This window comes from Paenibacillus sp. Paensp111, assembly GCF_059492195.1.
Genome location: NZ_CP168527.1, coordinates 1846466 through 1863019, shown reverse-complemented (window position 1 = coordinate 1863019; position 16554 = coordinate 1846466). Strand labels below are relative to the sequence as shown.

Here is a 16554-nt window from a genome sequence, read left to right as displayed (position 1 = left end):
AAATGAATGTCAACCCCGAGTTCCAGTGTGCCCAGCTAACTCAAAAAAAGACCTTCTTCAATATTGAAGAAGGTCTTATATCTACCTTTCTATTTCACGACAGCGCCATTCGGCATGCTGTCCGGAACTGTAGCCAGCGTCAGCTGATCACCCTGCGACGCAGCAAGGATCATCCCCTGTGAGAGTTCACCGCGAAGCTTCACCGGCTTTAGGTTAGTCACCACGATAACCTTGCGCCCAACCAGATCTTCCGGCTTATAGAACTTGGCGATGCCCGACACAACCTGCCTTTGCTCAAAGCCGAGATCAAGCTGAAGCTTGAGCAGCTTATCAGCCTTGGCTACAGCTTCCGCTGATATCACCTGGCCCACCCGCAGCTCAACCTTCGCGAACTCATCAATGCTGATCTCTTCCTTAAGCTCAGGAACAGGAGCTGCTTCAAGGGCATCCGCAGCACCACTAGCTGGAGCTTGCGCCTGCTGCGCTTCAGCAAAGGCCGCCGTGCTTCCTGCCATGGCTTGAACAATATAAGCTACTTCCTCAGCAGGATCCAGACGCGGGAAGATCGGTTCACCTTGACCAAGCTTCGTACCGGCAGGTATTAATCCGTAGGATTTCGCGCTGTCCCAGGCAGTGAGCTCGCCTTGGGCGATTCCGAGCTGAGCCCAGATCTTCGCTGGAGCCTGGGTCAGGAAAGGCTGCAGCAGGATAGAAGCAATGCGCAGAGATTCGACCAAGTGCACCATTACCGAAGCAAGCTCATCACGCTTCGACTCATCTTTTGCCAATGTCCATGGCTGAGTCTCATCGATATACTTGTTCGTCCGGCTGACGAACTGGCCGATCGCAGTAAGGGCAATGGAGAACTCTAGCTTCTCCATAACTTCTTCTACCTTCTCTACCGCAGCCTTTGCAGCATTTGTAAGCTCCTGATCATAGGCTGTTACGTTAGGAACATAGGCAGGCAGCACGCCATCAAAGTATTTGTTCACCATAGCTACAGTACGATTTAGCAGATTACCCAAATCGTTAGCCAAATCTGAGTTGATCCGCTCAACAAAGCTTTCCGGTGTGAACTGACCGTCTGAACCAAATGGCACCTCACGAAGCAGATAGTATCTCGTTGCGTCCAGACCATAGCGGTCAATTAGAGTATTCGGGTCCACCACGTTCCCCTTCGACTTGGACATCTTGCCATCCTTCATCAGCAGCCAGCCGTGTCCGAACACTTTCTTCGGCAGTGGAATATCAAGAGCCATCAGCATAATTGGCCAGTAGATGGAGTGGAACCGGACAATTTCCTTGCCTACCAAATGCACATCGGCCGGCCAGTAGCGATTATAGAGCTCGGGATTGTCGGTGCCATAGCCCAGAGCAGTAATATAGTTAGAGAGCGCATCGATCCACACGTAGACGACGTGCTTTGGATCACCCTTGACTTTAACTCCCCATTCAAAGGTGGTGCGGGATACGGCCAGATCTTCAAGGCCTGGCTTGATAAAGTTGTTAATCATCTCATTCTTCCGGGACTCCGGCTGAATGAAATCAGGATTCTCCTCGTAATATTTGAGCAATCTATCCGCGTAACTGCTCATTCTGAAGAAATAACACTCTTCCTTAACCAGCTCAACCGGATGTCCGCTGTCTGGACTTTTGGCGCCTTGGATGTTCCCCTTCTCGTCACGCACAACATCAACCAATTGGGTCTCTGTATAGTAAGTCTCATCCGGAATACTGTACCAGCCTTCGTACTCCCCTTTGTAGATATCCCCCTTCTGAAGCAGGCGGTCAAAAATATCCTGAACGATCTGCTTATGCTTCTCGTCTGTAGTACGGATGAAATCATCATTAGAAATATCGAGCTTCTTCCACAGTTCCTTAATTCCCGCAACAATCTCATCGACAAACTGCTGGGGAGTCATTCCTTTCTCTTGAGCCTTCTGTTCGATCTTCTGACCGTGCTCATCCGTACCCGTCAAGAACCGGACGTCATATCCACGCAGCCGCTTATAGCGGGACATAGCATCCCCAGCCACCGTAGTATAAGCATGGCCAATGTGCAGCTTGTCGCTTGGATAATAGATTGGGGTAGTCAGGTAAAAAGTTTTCTTGTCAGACATCAGTGATCCTCCTCCTGGAATTTAAATCTTAGCCTCTCAGGGCCACTCCAAAGTCTCATGCAATAGGGCAAAAAAACAAAAAACTCCCGTCCCCTAATGGGACGAGAGAGATCTCACGTGTTACCACCCAATTTCCCCGGATCAAAGCTTAAGCACCCGGGCTCATTAACCGTCTATATAGACGCTCCGTTAACGCTGGATCAGCGCTTTCCCCTCACTGCAGGCATCCCGCTAGCTCGAAAAAAGTTCCTCCCGGACCATCTTCCAAAGTCCCTCCAGACCGGTTCCCAGCTTCATCCGGCTCTCTGTACTGGTGGCTGCTTCGTACTTATCCATTCTCAGGAAATTGATATATCTAAAATATATGAAAGTTCGTATGCGCTTGTCAAGTCAGGTCTTCTCCTGAACAGTGGAATCTTCATAACGCGGTGGAACCGGGTCCAGCCCCCCGGGATGAAACGGATGGCATTTGGCAATCCGCCTTGCGGCAAGCCAAGAACCTTTCAAGGCACCGTGAACCTCTATCGCTTCAAGCGCATAGGCCGAACAGCTAGGATAGAAGCGGCAGGTCGGCGGCTTAAGAGGAGAGATGAACTTCCGGTAGACATGGATCGGTCCCTGGACAACTTTACGCATAATGGCCATATTGCTTATCCCTGCTGCTGGGACTCATACGAATCCTGCTTGGCTGCCTGGCAGTCCTTACAATAGCCGAACACTTCGAATTTATGTTTAACGACCTGAAATTGCTCCGGTGTATCCGCGAGTGACATCGGACAGAAATGAATTGGATAGGTCTTCTCACACTGCAGGCATATCATATGATGATGATGGTGCACCTCGCTGCAGCCACCCCTGAATTTAAGCCCATCTTCAAAGACGATCTGCTCGATCACACCGAGCTCTTCCATGACACGCAAATTGCGGTAGACCGTGTCAAAACTTAGCCCGCTGTATTTTTTGCACATATAGTCATAGACATCCTTGGGGGTCAAATAACCCTCTGTTTCGGCAAATAGTTTGGCCAGGGTCTTCCTCTGATCCGTGATCCGAAGCCCTTGACTTGACATAACTCCAATAATCTCGTCTGTCGACAGCATATATTTTCCTCCTGCCCTGACAAATCTGTCTACCATTCATAATGCCGCAAAAAGATACCTGAGTCAATCGAAGCCGTACAGCCAGCTGGGACAGGGATATTCAGCACGAATTAAATTAATTCGCTCGTCTAGGAATACAAAAGCAACCAAAAAGCGCGAGACTCAGTATCCTGGATACTAATTCTCACGCTATTGATGAAACATTGCAGCCTATACCTGCAGGGCGCTCTGAGTACGACCTTCCTCTACTAATTGATAAGCTCTTTGAACTTCTTCATCCGTAGGAGACGGTACATTCTCAAGCGGGTACTTCCAATTCAAGGCTTCCCATTTGTAGATACCCATTTGGTGATACGGCAGGATTTCAAATTTCTCGACACCATTTAACTTTCCAATAAAACGGCCCAAACGCAGCAAGTCTTCCTCATCATCGTTAATGCCTGGAACAAGTACATGTCGGATCCACATTGACTTGTTATGCTCTGACAACCATTCTGCCATATGAAGCATCCGGTCGTTAGGCTTACCTGTAAGCTCAATATGCTTTTCGTTGTCAATATGCTTCAGATCGAGAAGGACCAGATCCGTTACATCGAGTAGATCTTTAATTTTGTCCCCTTCATTATAACCGTTGGTATCTAATGTAGTGTGAAGCCCCCACTGCTGCTTGACCTCGCGGAACAGCTCTGCAACGAAATGGGCTTGCAGCGTTGCCTCTCCTCCCGACACGGTTAATCCGCCGCCAGAAGAACGGTAGTAATTAATATAGGGCTCGATCTCGGCAAGCACCTCTTCCATATGCATATCCTTGCCGCCCGTTAGATTCCAAGTATCCGGGTTATGGCAGTATTTGCATTTCAGCAGGCAGCCCTGCATAAAGAGGACGAACCGTATCCCCGGGCCATCAACGGTTCCGAAAGTTTCTAGTGAGTGAATATGACCTGTGAGCATGATTTGTCTCATCCCTTTCTGCAGGAACTGCAGCTGATTATGGTCTTGCATTTTACATCAGATTACGTGACTAGCTGTCTTACATTGATCCGTGGAAAGTACGGTTAATGACATCGAGCTGTTGTTCACGAGTCAGCTTAATGAAGTTAACTGCATATCCAGATACCCGAATGGTCAATTGTGGGTAGTTCTCTGGGTGGTCCATAGCATCCATCAGCTGTTCGCGGTCAAATACGTTAACATTCAAGTGATGTGCATTGCTGCCGAAATAACCATCCATCATGGATACGAGATTGGATTTGCGGATCTCAGGTTCCTTACCCAGTGCTTTAGGCACGATGGAGAAGGTGTTGGAGATACCGTCCAGACTGTGTTCATATGGCAACTTGGCTACTGAACTTAGCGAAGCAAGAGCACCTTTCTTATCACGTCCGTGCATTGGGTTAGCCCCTGGAGCGAACGGTTCACCAGCTTTACGTCCGTCTGGTGTAGTACCAGTCTTCTTACCGTATACCACATTGGATGTGATAGTAAGAACAGATTGTGTTGGCATTGCATTACGATAAGCTTTGTGTTTGCGGATCATGCTCATGAACTGTTCAACCAGTTCAACGGCAATTTGGTCAACCCGATCATCATTGTTACCGTAGCAAGGGAACTCGCCTTCAATCTCAAAGTCAACAGCAATTCCATTCTCGTTGCGAATAGGTTTAACTTTAGCATATTTGATAGCACTCAGAGAGTCAGCCGCAACGGAAAGTCCGGCTATACCGCAAGCCATAGTACGAAGGATATCACGGTCATGCAGCGCCATTTCAATCCGTTCATAACTGTATTTATCATGCATATAGTGAATAACGTTGAGTGTATTCATATAAAGCTTAGCCAACCATTCCATCATTGGCTTGAACCGTTTCATGACCTCTGCATAATCCAGTACTTCTCCGGTAATAGCAGGATACTCAGGACCAACCTGAACACCGGACTTTTCATCCTTACCCCCATTGATTGCATACAGCAAAGCTTTGGCCAGGTTCGCACGAGCACCGAAGAACTGCATTTGCTTACCGATCTCCATAGCGGATACACAGCAGGCAATTCCATAATCATCGCCATAGATCGGACGCATTAAATCGTCATTTTCATACTGAATGGAGCTGGTCTCGATGGATACCTTAGCGCAATATTTCTTGAATCCTTCCGGCAGCTTCTCGGACCACAATACAGTCAGGTTAGGTTCTGGAGCTGGTCCAAGATTGTAAAGCGTATGAAGGAAGCGGAAGCTGTTCTTAGTTACTCTAGTCTGTCCGTTAACGGCCATACCGCCGATAGATTCAGTTACCCAAGTAGGGTCACCACTGAATAGATCATTATAGTCAGGCGTACGCAGGAATTTCACGATACGAAGCTTCATGACGAAATGGTCAACCAATTCCTGGGCTTGCTCTTCAGTTAATGTACCTTCAGCCAGATCCCGTTCAATGTAGATATCAAGGAAGGAGGATACGCGGCCGAGGGACATAGCGGCACCATTTTGTTCCTTAATAGCTGCCAGGTAACCGAAGTAGACCCATTGGAACGCTTCTTTAGCATTGTTAGCTGGCTTGGAGATGTCAAATCCGTGCATTTCAGCCAATGCCTTGAGCTCACCAAGCGCACGAATTTGTTCAGACAGTTCTTCGCGAAGACGAATAACATCCTCATCGATCACATCAAGCTCAAGCTGTTTGAGTTCTTGCTTCTTCTGATTAACCAGGAAATCTACGCCGTACAGTGCAACTCTGCGGTAGTCACCGATAATACGGCCGCGGCCATAAGCATCTGGAAGACCGGTAATGATGCCGGCTTTACGAGCTGCTCTCATATCAGAAGTATAAGCATCAAATACGCCCTGGTTGTGCGTTTTACGAATACCGTTAAAGATATTAATGACTTCTTCAGGCAATTTGAATCCGTAAGCCTCACAAGCATCAATCATCATTCTGATTCCGCCGAAAGGCTGGATAGAACGCTTGAACGGAGCATCAGTCTGAACGCCAACGATTTGTTCTTTCTCTTTATCCAGATAACCCGGTTTATGGGAGATAATAGTTGATGGGGTATTAACGTCAACATCTAGCACGCCGCCGTTATCCCGTTCCTTCTTAGTCAACTCGGAGACAATGTCCCATAGTTCCTTAGTGTTCTGTGTGGCACCCTGCAAGAAATCTTCCCGGCCGAGATATGGATTTATGTTATCATCAATGAAATTACGTACATTGACTTCTTTTTGCCATTTCCCTTTCTTGAAGCTTCTCCATCCGGATTGTACGGTTTGTACTTCTCTCTCGATAACCGACATGATATTTCCCTCCATCACATAAATTTTGATGCAAGCAGGAACATGTGAGATCACTTAGTTAAAACATCTTAGCCTTTTGTGATAGTTTTCACAATTTATGCAACCAGGTGCCACTCGTGACTTCATCTATGTCCCGAACTCTGTATCATTGGGACTCTTTATACTTTTATCATAGAGGTTTCCCCGTAAAAAGGATGTGACAAATATCACTCTTTCGGTGATATTTGTCACGTTGTTTTTAGTGTGCTATTCAGCTAATCTTTTCTTACTCAAATCTGCCATAGAAGGCGTCTCTATATACTTCTGCCAGTTCTTTAACAAGCGGCAGTTTAGGGTTAGCCGTTGTACATTGGTCTTCGAATGCGCGATCTGCCAGGTAGTCTACTCTGCTCTCGAAGTCTTTTGGATCAAAGCCAAGCTCTTGGAACGATTCTGGGATTCCGAGCTTCTTGTTCATATCGCGAATAGCGTTAATGAGGCTCTTCACGCCTTCTTCTGTTGTACGAGCAGGCAGTCCCAGGATGCGGGCGATCTCTGCATAACGCTGGTCAGCTACAAAGTTCGTATATTTAGGGAACGCTGCGAACTTGGTTGGTTTCTTAGCGTTATAGCGAATTACGTGTGGCATCAAGATCGCATTGGTACGGCCGTGAGCAGTGTGGTACTGACCTCCCCATTTGTGTGCCAAGCTGTGGTTGATTCCCAGGAAGGCATTGGCGAACGCCATACCGGCAAGAGTCGATGCATTATGCATTTTCTCACGAGCCAATTTATCTCCAGTAAGAGCCGATTTCTCGAGCCATTCGAATACGAGCTGGATAGCTTTGATAGCAAGACCATCTGTATAGTCACTAGCCATAACAGATACATAAGCTTCAATCGCATGGGTAAGTACGTCCATACCTGTGTCAGCTACAGCTACTTTAGGCAGACTGTATACGAATTCCGGATCAATGATTGCCACATCTGGAGTTAACTCGTAATCAGCCAGTGGATATTTTGTATTACCATTCTCTTTGTCAGTAATAACCGCGAACGAAGTTACTTCCGAACCTGTACCCGATGTTGTTGGAATAGCTACGAACTGAGCTTTTTGGCCAAGACGCGGATATTTGTAGATCCGTTTACGGATATCCATGAATTTCTGCTTCAGGTTGTTGAATTCAGTGTCTGGATATTCGTAGAACAACCACATTCCTTTTGCAGCATCCATTGGTGATCCACCACCGAGTGCGATGATGCAGTCCGGTTGGAATTGATTCATCAGCTCAGTACCACGTTGTACTGTAGTAGTTGATGGATCTGGTTCAACCTGTGAGAACACTTCAATGGCAACAGGGGTTTCGCGTTGACGCAGGTAATGTTCTACTCTCTCAACATAGCCAAGCTTCACCATCATTGGGTCTGTAACAATCAATACACGTGTAATATCTGGCATTTTGGCGAGGTACTGGGTAGCCCCTTTTTCAAAATAGACTTTGGAAGGTACTTTGAACCATTGCATATTCACGGTACGACGATTCACCCTTTTCACGTTAATTAAGTTCACTGCTGTTACGTTCGAAGAAGTTGAATTCCGTCCATACGAACCGCAGCCAAGTGTAAGCGATGGAAGGTTGGTATTGTAGATATCACCGATACCGCCTTGCGAAGATGGTTGGTTAACCAGGATCCGGCAGGTTGGCATACGATCAGAGTACTTCTGAATAACTTCCTCATTGTTCGAGTGAATAACCGAAGAGTGACCCATACCGCCAAATGCTACTACTTCTGCTGCGCGGTCGATACCTTGCTGTGCACTGCTTACTTTGTAGCAAGCGAGTACCGGGCTAAGTTTCTCAGCGGATAGCGGGTATTTAGTACCTACCCCTTCAATTTCAGCAACCAGAATCTTGGTTCCTTCTGGAACTTGAATGCCGCACATTTCAGCGATCTTCACAGCAGGTTGACCAACGATTGTAGGATTTACCGCACATTTGTCAGCGATAATGGCTCCAGCTGTCAATTTAGCAGCTTCTTCTTTATTTACGAAATAGCATCCGTTAGCAATCATCTTCTTCTTAACTTGATCAAAGATAGGTTCTTCAATAATGACAGCTTGCTCAGAAGCACAAATCATACCGTTGTCAAATGTCTTGGACAAGATCAGGTCATTCACCGCTTGGTCGATATTCGCACTCTTCTCAATGAAGCAAGGTACGTTACCAGGGCCTACACCAAGTGCCGGCTTACCGCAGCTGTATGCTGCGCGAACCATTGCAGAACCGCCTGTTGCAAGAATCAAGGCAACATCAGGGTGATTCATCAGTGCATTTGTCTTATCCATGGAAGGAGCTTCAATCCACTGAATGCAATCTGCAGGAGCGCCGTTCTCTACTGCTGCTTTGAGCAGGATCTGTGCAGTTTCTGTACAGCAGCCTTGTGCAGATGGGTGGAATCCGAAAATGATAGGGTTACGAGTCTTGATAGCAATCAGAGCTTTAAAAATAGTAGTTGATGTTGGGTTCGTAACAGGTGTAATACCCATGATAATACCAACTGGCTCCGCAATCTTCTGGAAGTTGTCATATGGATTATCTTCAATCACACCTACAGTTTTGTTATTCTTGATACTATGGTAGATATATTCGGTTGCGAACATATTCTTAATAATCTTGTCTTCATATACTCCGCGTCCTGTTTCTTCAATAGCCAGCTTAGCCAGGTACATATGCTTATCCATACCGGCAAGAGCCATAGCTTGAACAATCTTATCGATTTGTTCCTGATCCATCTTCATGAAGGCATCGGTTGCTTTCTTTGCTTTGTTGATTAGTGTCTGGATGTGTTCTTCAGCGGTTGGCTTTACTGGTTCATTTACTTCGGTTTTAACAGCCATTACTCTCATCCTCCTATTATTTAGGTAAGCGGGGTTTAAGAAATAAACAGTCGTGAATATTTTCACAAGTGCTTTGATCTTAAAAGCCTTACGCTTGACTTCCTTCTCTCTACGCATTCATCTTAGCATGGTGAGAAATCGCATACTGTGACATATATCACTAAAAATAAACAAAGTGAAATAAATCACAATGTTCGTTTATTCGCCACTTTTAAGCCCTGTTCAGGCCCCTCAACCGCATAATTTAGCTATATAATTGAGGCATAGAAATGGATCGGACCTTTAGTCCCCTCCATATAGAATATGAATAAATTGGACGACTAAGGAGAGATCGGTTATGAATGAGTATATGACTACCACCTTGACCCGAGGAAATACCGGCAGCTTCACCGAACAGAATTTCAATCGGCTTCTAGTAATGATGAAGGACAAATTATATCCATCCGGATCTCATTTGTTCTGGGAGGGAGATGTAGCCGACAAGCTGTTTTTTATCAAGCGGGGACGAATCAAACTAACTAAATCTACTGATGAAGGCAAGGAACTTATTCTATATATGTATCAAAGCGGCGACCTTGTTGGTCAGGCCGATCCCTTCTTTGGTTCCAAATACAGCTTCACAGCAGAAGTAATTGAGGATAGCGAGATTGGAATCATTGAACAACGTGATCTGGAAATTATCATTTGTCAGCATGCTGATTTCGCTATTGACTTCATGAAATGGATGGGAATTCACCATCGTCTCACCCAGACCAAGTTCCGTGATCTGATGATGTACGGCAAGCCAGGTGCTCTCTGTTCTACTCTAATCCGTCTAAGCAACTCTTATGGTGAGAAGCAGGGCAATACCATTCGTATTAACAAAAAGATTACCCATACCGATCTTTCCAATATGATTGGAGCCACACGTGAAAGTGTTAACCGGATGCTTAGTGATTTGCGTAGGAAAGATGCTATTGAATATGAGAACGGCTTGATTATTATTAAAGACTTGGTCATGCTGCAGGATATTTGCCACTGCGAGCTGTGTCCACACCAAATTTGCCGCATTTAGTAGAGTTAATTAAAGAGCAGACAGCGCCGGAATCCGGTCCTGCCTGCTTTTTTTGTGCTACATTAAGGTGGAATCCTTAAATTAAACTTACATTCCCCTAAGCTGGACAGGATTTAACCCCTATGAATAGAATTACTGACAAGGATACATATGGAAGCTGAGCATCTTACTCTCTGGAGGTTATAATCATGAATCCCACTATATTAATTGTTGATGATCAACCCGATATAGTAGAACTGTTGAAGTTATTTCTTGAAAGGGATAATTACCGTGTGCTGGAGGCCTATGACGGGCTGCAGGCTTGGGAAATAATACAATCCGTACAAATCGACCTTGCGGTTATCGATATTATGATGCCCGGCCAGGACGGTTATCAGCTGGTGAAGCAGATTCGTTCAGTATATAAAATGCCGATTATTTTCCTGTCTGCCAAGAACCAGGATAGTGACAAGATTCTGGGACTTAGCCTTGGAGCAGATGATTTCATAGTCAAGCCCTTCAATCCCCTGGAAGTTGTAGCCCGTATTCAAGCCCAGGTACGAAGAGCCTATGATTTCAACGATGCACACCCAGTCTCTTCAGCTCCTCCAGCTGATCTTGCAATCGGTGCTCTGAATCTGCACCTGGAGGCTTGTGTTCTTACGCTGAATGGCAATGAAGTCGAGCTAACCTCTACGGAGTACAAGCTGCTTAAGACCTTTATGGAGTCTCCGGGCAGAGTTTTTACGAAGAAGCAGCTGTTCGAGAGGGTCTGGAGCGATCCTTACTGGAATGATGACAACACGGTGATGGTTCATATTTCAAGGCTTCGGGACAAGATTGAGGTGGATCCAAGGCAGCCGGTCTATATCAAGACCATACGGGGACTTGGGTATAAATTTGCCAAGAAGGAAGATTTCCTTTGAGAACCAAGGGGCGTCTATTTCACTCGCTGGTCAAATCTTACTTATTCTTTGCTTTAACGCTCGGGGTAATTTATTTAATGGTTCAATTATTCACTGGAGGCTTGTCCGGCGTATATTCAGACGATCCTGTAGATGCCTCGCTGATTGTCAAAGCTGACTATACTTCCATCAATTCCAAGCCGATTGAGGAGTCCGGAGGTTGGGTGGAAATTCTGGATAACCAGCGAAGAGTCATCTATGTTAAAGGAAACAAGCAGGACCAGAGAACTCAGTATTCTTCTGACGAACTGGCATCCATGCTGTATTCCGGTCAGAAAGGAGCGTATCTGTATTCGATTGCACCCTTCCAATCCAGTCAAGGTATAAGCTTGTTATGTCTTGTGGCAGTACCAAGAGAACAAGGCCACTCTGAACTTAAGCTGCTTGAGCCTCCCAATAGTATTAACATTACGTTCACAAGTGGCTTCTACGGGATCCTTCTCCTGTCCGTTATTAGCGCATATTTTTACAGCAGGTGGACTTCCACCCGCCTTACCATTCCTCTGGAACAGATCACTGCAGCCATTAAGCATATGCGAAAAGGAAATTACGATCAGCGCCTCGCATTCCGATCCAATGAGGAGCTAACCACCATTCAGGAGTGCTTTAACGATATGGCAGAGCATCTTCAAGAGACCGAACAAGCCAATGAGCTATTAAAAGAGAGCAAGCAGCGAATGCTTCTCGATATCTCTCATGACTTGAAGACGCCGATTACAACAATACAGGGCTATGCCAGCGCACTGCTGCTGGGCCTTGCTGATAATGAGGAGAAAAGACTTAAGTATCTGAATCTAATCTATGCAAAGGCCAATTTGATGACGGCCCTTATTGAAGATTTATTCGAACTATCCAAGCTGGATACCGCTGACTATCCACTGGCAGGCGAGTTTAGAGTTACCGATCTGGGCGAACTGGTGCGTGAAATTGCCGCAGAGAACTACGATCTGTTTGAGCAGAAGCATTTCAATCTGACTCTATCCATCCCTATAGAGGAGCTAATGGTCCGGCTCCACCCTACCATGATGAGCAGAGCGATATCCAATCTGCTTACGAATTCTCTGAAATATAATCCGGAAGGAACCTCGGTAGATATTGAGCTTGTCCACGCCCAGGATAAGGTTGTTCTCACGGTTAGTGACAATGGTATTGGAATTCCCGAATCTATTCGAGATACCCTCTTTGATCCATTTGTTCGGGGTAACGCTGCAAGGACAAGCGATGGAGGGACAGGGCTGGGTCTTTCCATTGCTAAGAAAGCGATAGAACTGCATGGTGGGGAACTGACCCTGCTGAGTACGGCTGGAAGAACCACTTTTCAGATCACACTGTCCAGACCTGGAACTGAGGCGCTTAGATAACATCCAGCATACAGCCGTTGCACACAAATAAAGGATCCTTTCTATAGAAAGGATCCTTTAATCAATCTAATCGTTAAATTGCCGCCGGCTCAAGAGCAACGGCACCTACAAACACGATGCCTCCCTTAACAATGACGGGAAAGGTTCTCGCCTGACCCACATCGGGTGCCTGCACAAGTCCTGTTTTAAGGTCTATCTTCCAATCATACAGCGGATCATATAAATATGTTCCAGAGATGATTCCTTCTGCCAATGGCCCTCCCTTAGGATGAGGATTTTTGTTCTCAATCGCATACATCTCTCCAGTTGAACTCAAAAATACCGCAACTTCCAGTTCTCCAACATGTGCAACCCGACCAATTTGAGCGGGAAAATCATTAACGGTTCCCACAGGGTAATAGGCAAGCTTTTCTTCCATGGCTACTCTCTCCTTTCTATTTAAAAGCCTTATTTGTGCAGCAAAGTAGGGTCCAGCTCATTATATAAAGCAGCTTGGGTACGTTCGTCATTTATTACTTTCTTCCAAGGGTCTTCTACCTGCTCAAGCGCAAATTCGATACGCTCCATCAGCGCTTTACGGTTGGCTTCATCTTCTACGACTGTGGCACGGATATGTTCAAGACCTAACCGTTCAACCCATTCCGATGTTCTCTCCAGATATTTGCCAGTCTCACGGTAATACTGCATAACCGCTCCACAAATCTCAATTAATTCCTCGTCTGTCTTCACTTTGCACAGCGAATCTGCGAGACGGGCTTTAATACCGCCATTACCACCGATAAAGATCTCCCATCCTCCATCATTACCGACAATACCAATATCCTTCGTGCACGATTCGGCACAGTTTCTTGGGCAGCCGTTGACCGCCATTTTGAATTTGGCCGGGAAATCCAATCTCTCGAACTTGCGCTCAAGAAGTGCTCCCATCCCCATTGAATCCTGTGTACCAAATCGGCAGAACTGCGAACCTACACAAGTCTTAACTGTGCGCAGCGATTTGGCATATGCATAGCCTGAAGGCATATCCAGCTCTTCCCATACCTTTGGAAGATCTTCCTTCTTCACTCCGATCAGGTCCAGACGCTGACCGCCTGTAACTTTAACAGCTTTAACATCATATTTAAGCGACACATCCGCAATTTTCTTAAGGTCTTCTGGGGTAGTTACACCGCCGTACATTCTAGGTACAACGGTATAAGTGCCATCCTTCTGGATATTTGCATTCATCCGCTCGTTCACAAAACGTGATTCCTTCTCATCCATATGGGTATCCGGATAGATCATGCCCAGATAATAGTTCAGAGCCGGCCGGCACTTCGAGCAGCCCTCAGGCTGGCTCCAGTCGAGCACGTGCATAATTTCCTTTGTTGTGGTTAGACCTTTGGTCTTGATCTCGGCTACGATTTCATCGCGGCTAAGGGTTGTGCAGCCACAAATTCCCTGCTTGGCTGTCTCCTTGAACCCGTCTCCCAGAACAAACTGCAGAATCTGCTCAACGACAGGCTTACAACCGCCGCACGAACGTGTCGCTCCCGTACAAGCTTTAATCTCATCCACTGTAGTCAGGCCCTGTTCCGTAATCACATCTACGATTGCCTTCTTCGTTACCCCGTTACATCCGCATACAATTTCGTCATCAGCCATAGTATCTACAGAAGATGATTTCTTCGCATCTCCGCCGCCACAGCAGCCAGTACCCATCAGTTGAGCGTACAGCTCATCAGTCATCTCTGTTCTTTGCTTGATCAGCTTCTGCAAGTTAGCGGATTCTGTAATATCACCGAACAGCACTGCCCCCACCATGATATTATCTTTAAGCAAAATTTTCTTATAGGTCCGCTTCCATTCATCCTTTTGTGCAATGACAACATGCTCTGGACCATCAATAAATTCTCCTGTCGAGAATACATCCACGCCTGAAATCTTCAGCTTTGTCGATACGACAGAGCCTTCATAACCTGCTGTATCTACATTCGAAATGTGCTTGGCAAGAATCATGCCTTGTTCAAATAGCGGAGCAACAAGTCCGTAGCATACCCCTCTATGTTCATTACATTCACCAACAGAATACACATTAGCCATCGAGGTCTGCATATAATCATTTACAACAATGCCTCGGTTAGTATCAATTCCGCTTGCAGCTGCAACAGTAATATTGGGTTTGATTCCGACTGCCATGACTACAAAGTCAGCCTCAAGCACCGATCCGTCCTTGAATTTCAGTCCCTGTACGCGTTCCTCACCAAGCAGTTCTGTTGTCTGCACTCCCATGGCGAACTTGATTCCTTGGCGTTCAAGCTCGGCTTTCAGCATTGCAGCTGCCGTGGTGTCCAGCTGACGCTCCATCAGATCATCCATCAGGTGGACTACAGTCACTTCCATTCCAAGATGGACAAGACCTTTGGCAGCTTCAAGTCCCAGCAGGCCTCCCCCGATAACGGCTGCCTTCTTATAATTCTTAGCGGCTTCCAGCATCTGATTGCAATCCTCGATATCACGGAAACCGATGACGCCTTCTTTATCACTGCCTGGAATTGGCAGAATGAATGGCTTGGAGCCAGTCGCAATAATAACGTTATCGTAAGGAACCCGAAGACCATTTTCAGCAACAACTTCTCTTGTGGCTTCATCAATTTGTGTAACTGTTGTTCCGGTATGAAGGGTAATCCCATGATCAGCATACCAGTTCAAATCGTTAAGAATAATGTCATCGATCGTCTTGCTGCCTTCCAGTACATAGGAGAGCATGATCCGGTTGTAGTTAGGGTGCGGCTCACTGCCAAACACCGTAATTTCAAAATTTGTGGTTAACTTCAGAATTTGTTCTACTGTACTGATGCCGGCCATCCCGTTACCTATAACAACAAGTTTTTTCTTATTTATATTCATATTTAAATGCCTCCTCTAGCTTTTCAGGCATGATTAATTTTGATTTCGCCCTCTGATGAATCAAGTATATCTACAACCGAATCCCAAAGGTGTGATAAACCTCACACCAATAGTGATATTTTTCACATTCTACTGTGCACTTAGGGAAGATCACCTTTTCTCAGTAACGGGGGAACAAAATATTATTCTCCAAATGGACATGCTGGAAGGTCATTGACTCCAATTCTTCGAGTCTGGAATAGGTCATTCTGTAAGTTGTACATGCATGAGCAGGAGGGGTGAAATCCTGTGTAAGTTCACGAATCTTCTTCAAAATATCACCAGCTGTATCATGTTCCGCCTCAAGCTCGGTAATTGAGGAGCGAAGCTTGGTCAGTGTCTCGGATTCTTGGCTAGATTCCCAGTTGATCATTTTCGGGAACACATGGGCTTCTTCCTTATCTGTATGTTCAAGGAGATCTGTCTTCAAGAGTCCAAACAGCCGATTAATTTCTGCCAAATGATCTCCTTCTTGCCCGTGAACTCGGTACACCTTCTTCACGTTCTGCTCAATATGCGGAAGCTCTTCACGTAAGTATGCATGATGTTTATTTACAATGTAAGCGATCAGGTCGTTCGAACTCCATGCCGGATAGTCATCATGATCTTCGGTATGGGGATGCTCACTTTGCAGCTCTTGGAGATCCTTCAGAACTTCCTCCGTGCTCAGTCCTCTTTCCGTTACAGCCTGGTTTAACGGGCGATTCCCACCACAGCAGAAGTCAATACGATGGCTGCGAAAATAATCACTGGACTTAGGAAAACGTATCACGATGTCTCTAACCATGTCCTCTGCTTTGAAAGCAAGATTAGCCAATCCCATCTCTATCCACTCCTATATAAATTTAGTTGACTATTTAAATCCATCGTACTTCAA

12 protein-coding genes and 1 other annotated feature are annotated in these 16554 nt (G+C 45.9%); of the genes, 3 read left to right on the top strand and 9 right to left on the bottom strand.

The genetic code is table 11. From position 1 onward, the window contains the following. Nucleotides 1–89: 89 nt before the first annotated feature. The 6 genes from metG to adhE form a co-directional block, all read right to left on the bottom strand. A complete protein-coding gene (gene metG / locus ACEN86_RS08500) occupies nt 90–2120 on the bottom strand; it encodes a methionine--tRNA ligase (protein WP_495633854.1) in 2031 nt (676 codons plus the stop codon). Between the two features lie 94 nt (nt 2121–2214). Further along, nucleotides 2215–2469: a binding site (T-box leader), on the bottom strand. Nucleotides 2470–2510: 41 nt separating this feature from the next. Beyond that, complete coding sequence (yidD, locus tag ACEN86_RS08495) at nt 2511–2765, bottom strand: membrane protein insertion efficiency factor YidD (RefSeq protein ID WP_495633853.1); 255 nt, start codon at nt 2763–2765, stop codon at nt 2511–2513. 5 nt (nt 2766–2770) lie between these two features. Continuing rightward, the gene (locus ACEN86_RS08490; protein ID WP_495633852.1) at nt 2771–3220 is read right to left on the bottom strand and encodes a Fur family transcriptional regulator; all 450 of its coding nucleotides are present in this window, start codon (nt 3218–3220) and stop codon (nt 2771–2773) included. A 210-nt stretch (nt 3221–3430) separates the two neighbouring features. Continuing rightward, nucleotides 3431–4171, bottom strand: coding sequence for a pyruvate formate-lyase-activating protein (gene pflA, locus ACEN86_RS08485; protein WP_495633851.1), 741 nt, complete (start codon nt 4169–4171; stop codon nt 3431–3433). Between the two features lie 79 nt (nt 4172–4250). Further along, nucleotides 4251–6512, bottom strand: coding sequence for a formate C-acetyltransferase (gene pflB, locus ACEN86_RS08480; protein WP_495633850.1), 2262 nt, complete (start codon nt 6510–6512; stop codon nt 4251–4253). Nucleotides 6513–6777: 265 nt separating this feature from the next. Beyond that, nucleotides 6778–9390, bottom strand: a complete 2613-nt coding sequence (gene adhE / locus ACEN86_RS08475; protein ID WP_495633849.1) for a bifunctional acetaldehyde-CoA/alcohol dehydrogenase — start codon at nt 9388–9390, stop codon at nt 6778–6780. A 337-nt stretch (nt 9391–9727) separates the two neighbouring features. On the opposite strand from adhE, the gene ACEN86_RS08470 reads away from it, so the two are divergent. The 3 genes from ACEN86_RS08470 to ACEN86_RS08460 all read left to right on the top strand — a co-directional run bounded on the left by ACEN86_RS08470 (nt 9728) and on the right by ACEN86_RS08460 (nt 12749). Next, the gene (locus ACEN86_RS08470) at nt 9728–10444 is read left to right on the top strand and encodes a Crp/Fnr family transcriptional regulator (RefSeq protein WP_495633848.1); all 717 of its coding nucleotides are present in this window, start codon (nt 9728–9730) and stop codon (nt 10442–10444) included. A 188-nt stretch (nt 10445–10632) separates the two neighbouring features. Continuing rightward, on the top strand, nt 10633–11349 hold the full coding sequence (locus ACEN86_RS08465) for a response regulator transcription factor (RefSeq protein ID WP_495633847.1): 717 nt from the start codon (nt 10633–10635) through the stop codon (nt 11347–11349). Continuing rightward, nucleotides 11346–12749, top strand: a complete 1404-nt coding sequence (locus ACEN86_RS08460) for a HAMP domain-containing sensor histidine kinase (RefSeq protein ID WP_495633846.1) — start codon at nt 11346–11348, stop codon at nt 12747–12749. Before ACEN86_RS08465 ends, ACEN86_RS08460 begins: the two co-directional genes overlap by 4 nt. Nucleotides 12750–12822: 73 nt before the next feature. Here the strand turns inward: ACEN86_RS08460 and ACEN86_RS08455 are convergent, their stop codons facing one another. The 3 genes from ACEN86_RS08455 to ric form a co-directional block, all read right to left on the bottom strand. Further along, complete coding sequence (locus ACEN86_RS08455; protein ID WP_495633845.1) at nt 12823–13167, bottom strand: nitrite reductase (NAD(P)H) small subunit; 345 nt, start codon at nt 13165–13167, stop codon at nt 12823–12825. Nucleotides 13168–13196: 29 nt separating this feature from the next. After that, the gene (nirB, locus tag ACEN86_RS08450; protein ID WP_495633844.1) at nt 13197–15638 is read right to left on the bottom strand and encodes a nitrite reductase large subunit NirB; all 2442 of its coding nucleotides are present in this window, start codon (nt 15636–15638) and stop codon (nt 13197–13199) included. A 160-nt stretch (nt 15639–15798) separates the two neighbouring features. After that, nucleotides 15799–16500, bottom strand: a complete 702-nt coding sequence (ric, locus tag ACEN86_RS08445; RefSeq protein ID WP_495633843.1) for an iron-sulfur cluster repair di-iron protein — start codon at nt 16498–16500, stop codon at nt 15799–15801. Between the last annotated feature and the right edge of the window lie 54 nt (nt 16501–16554).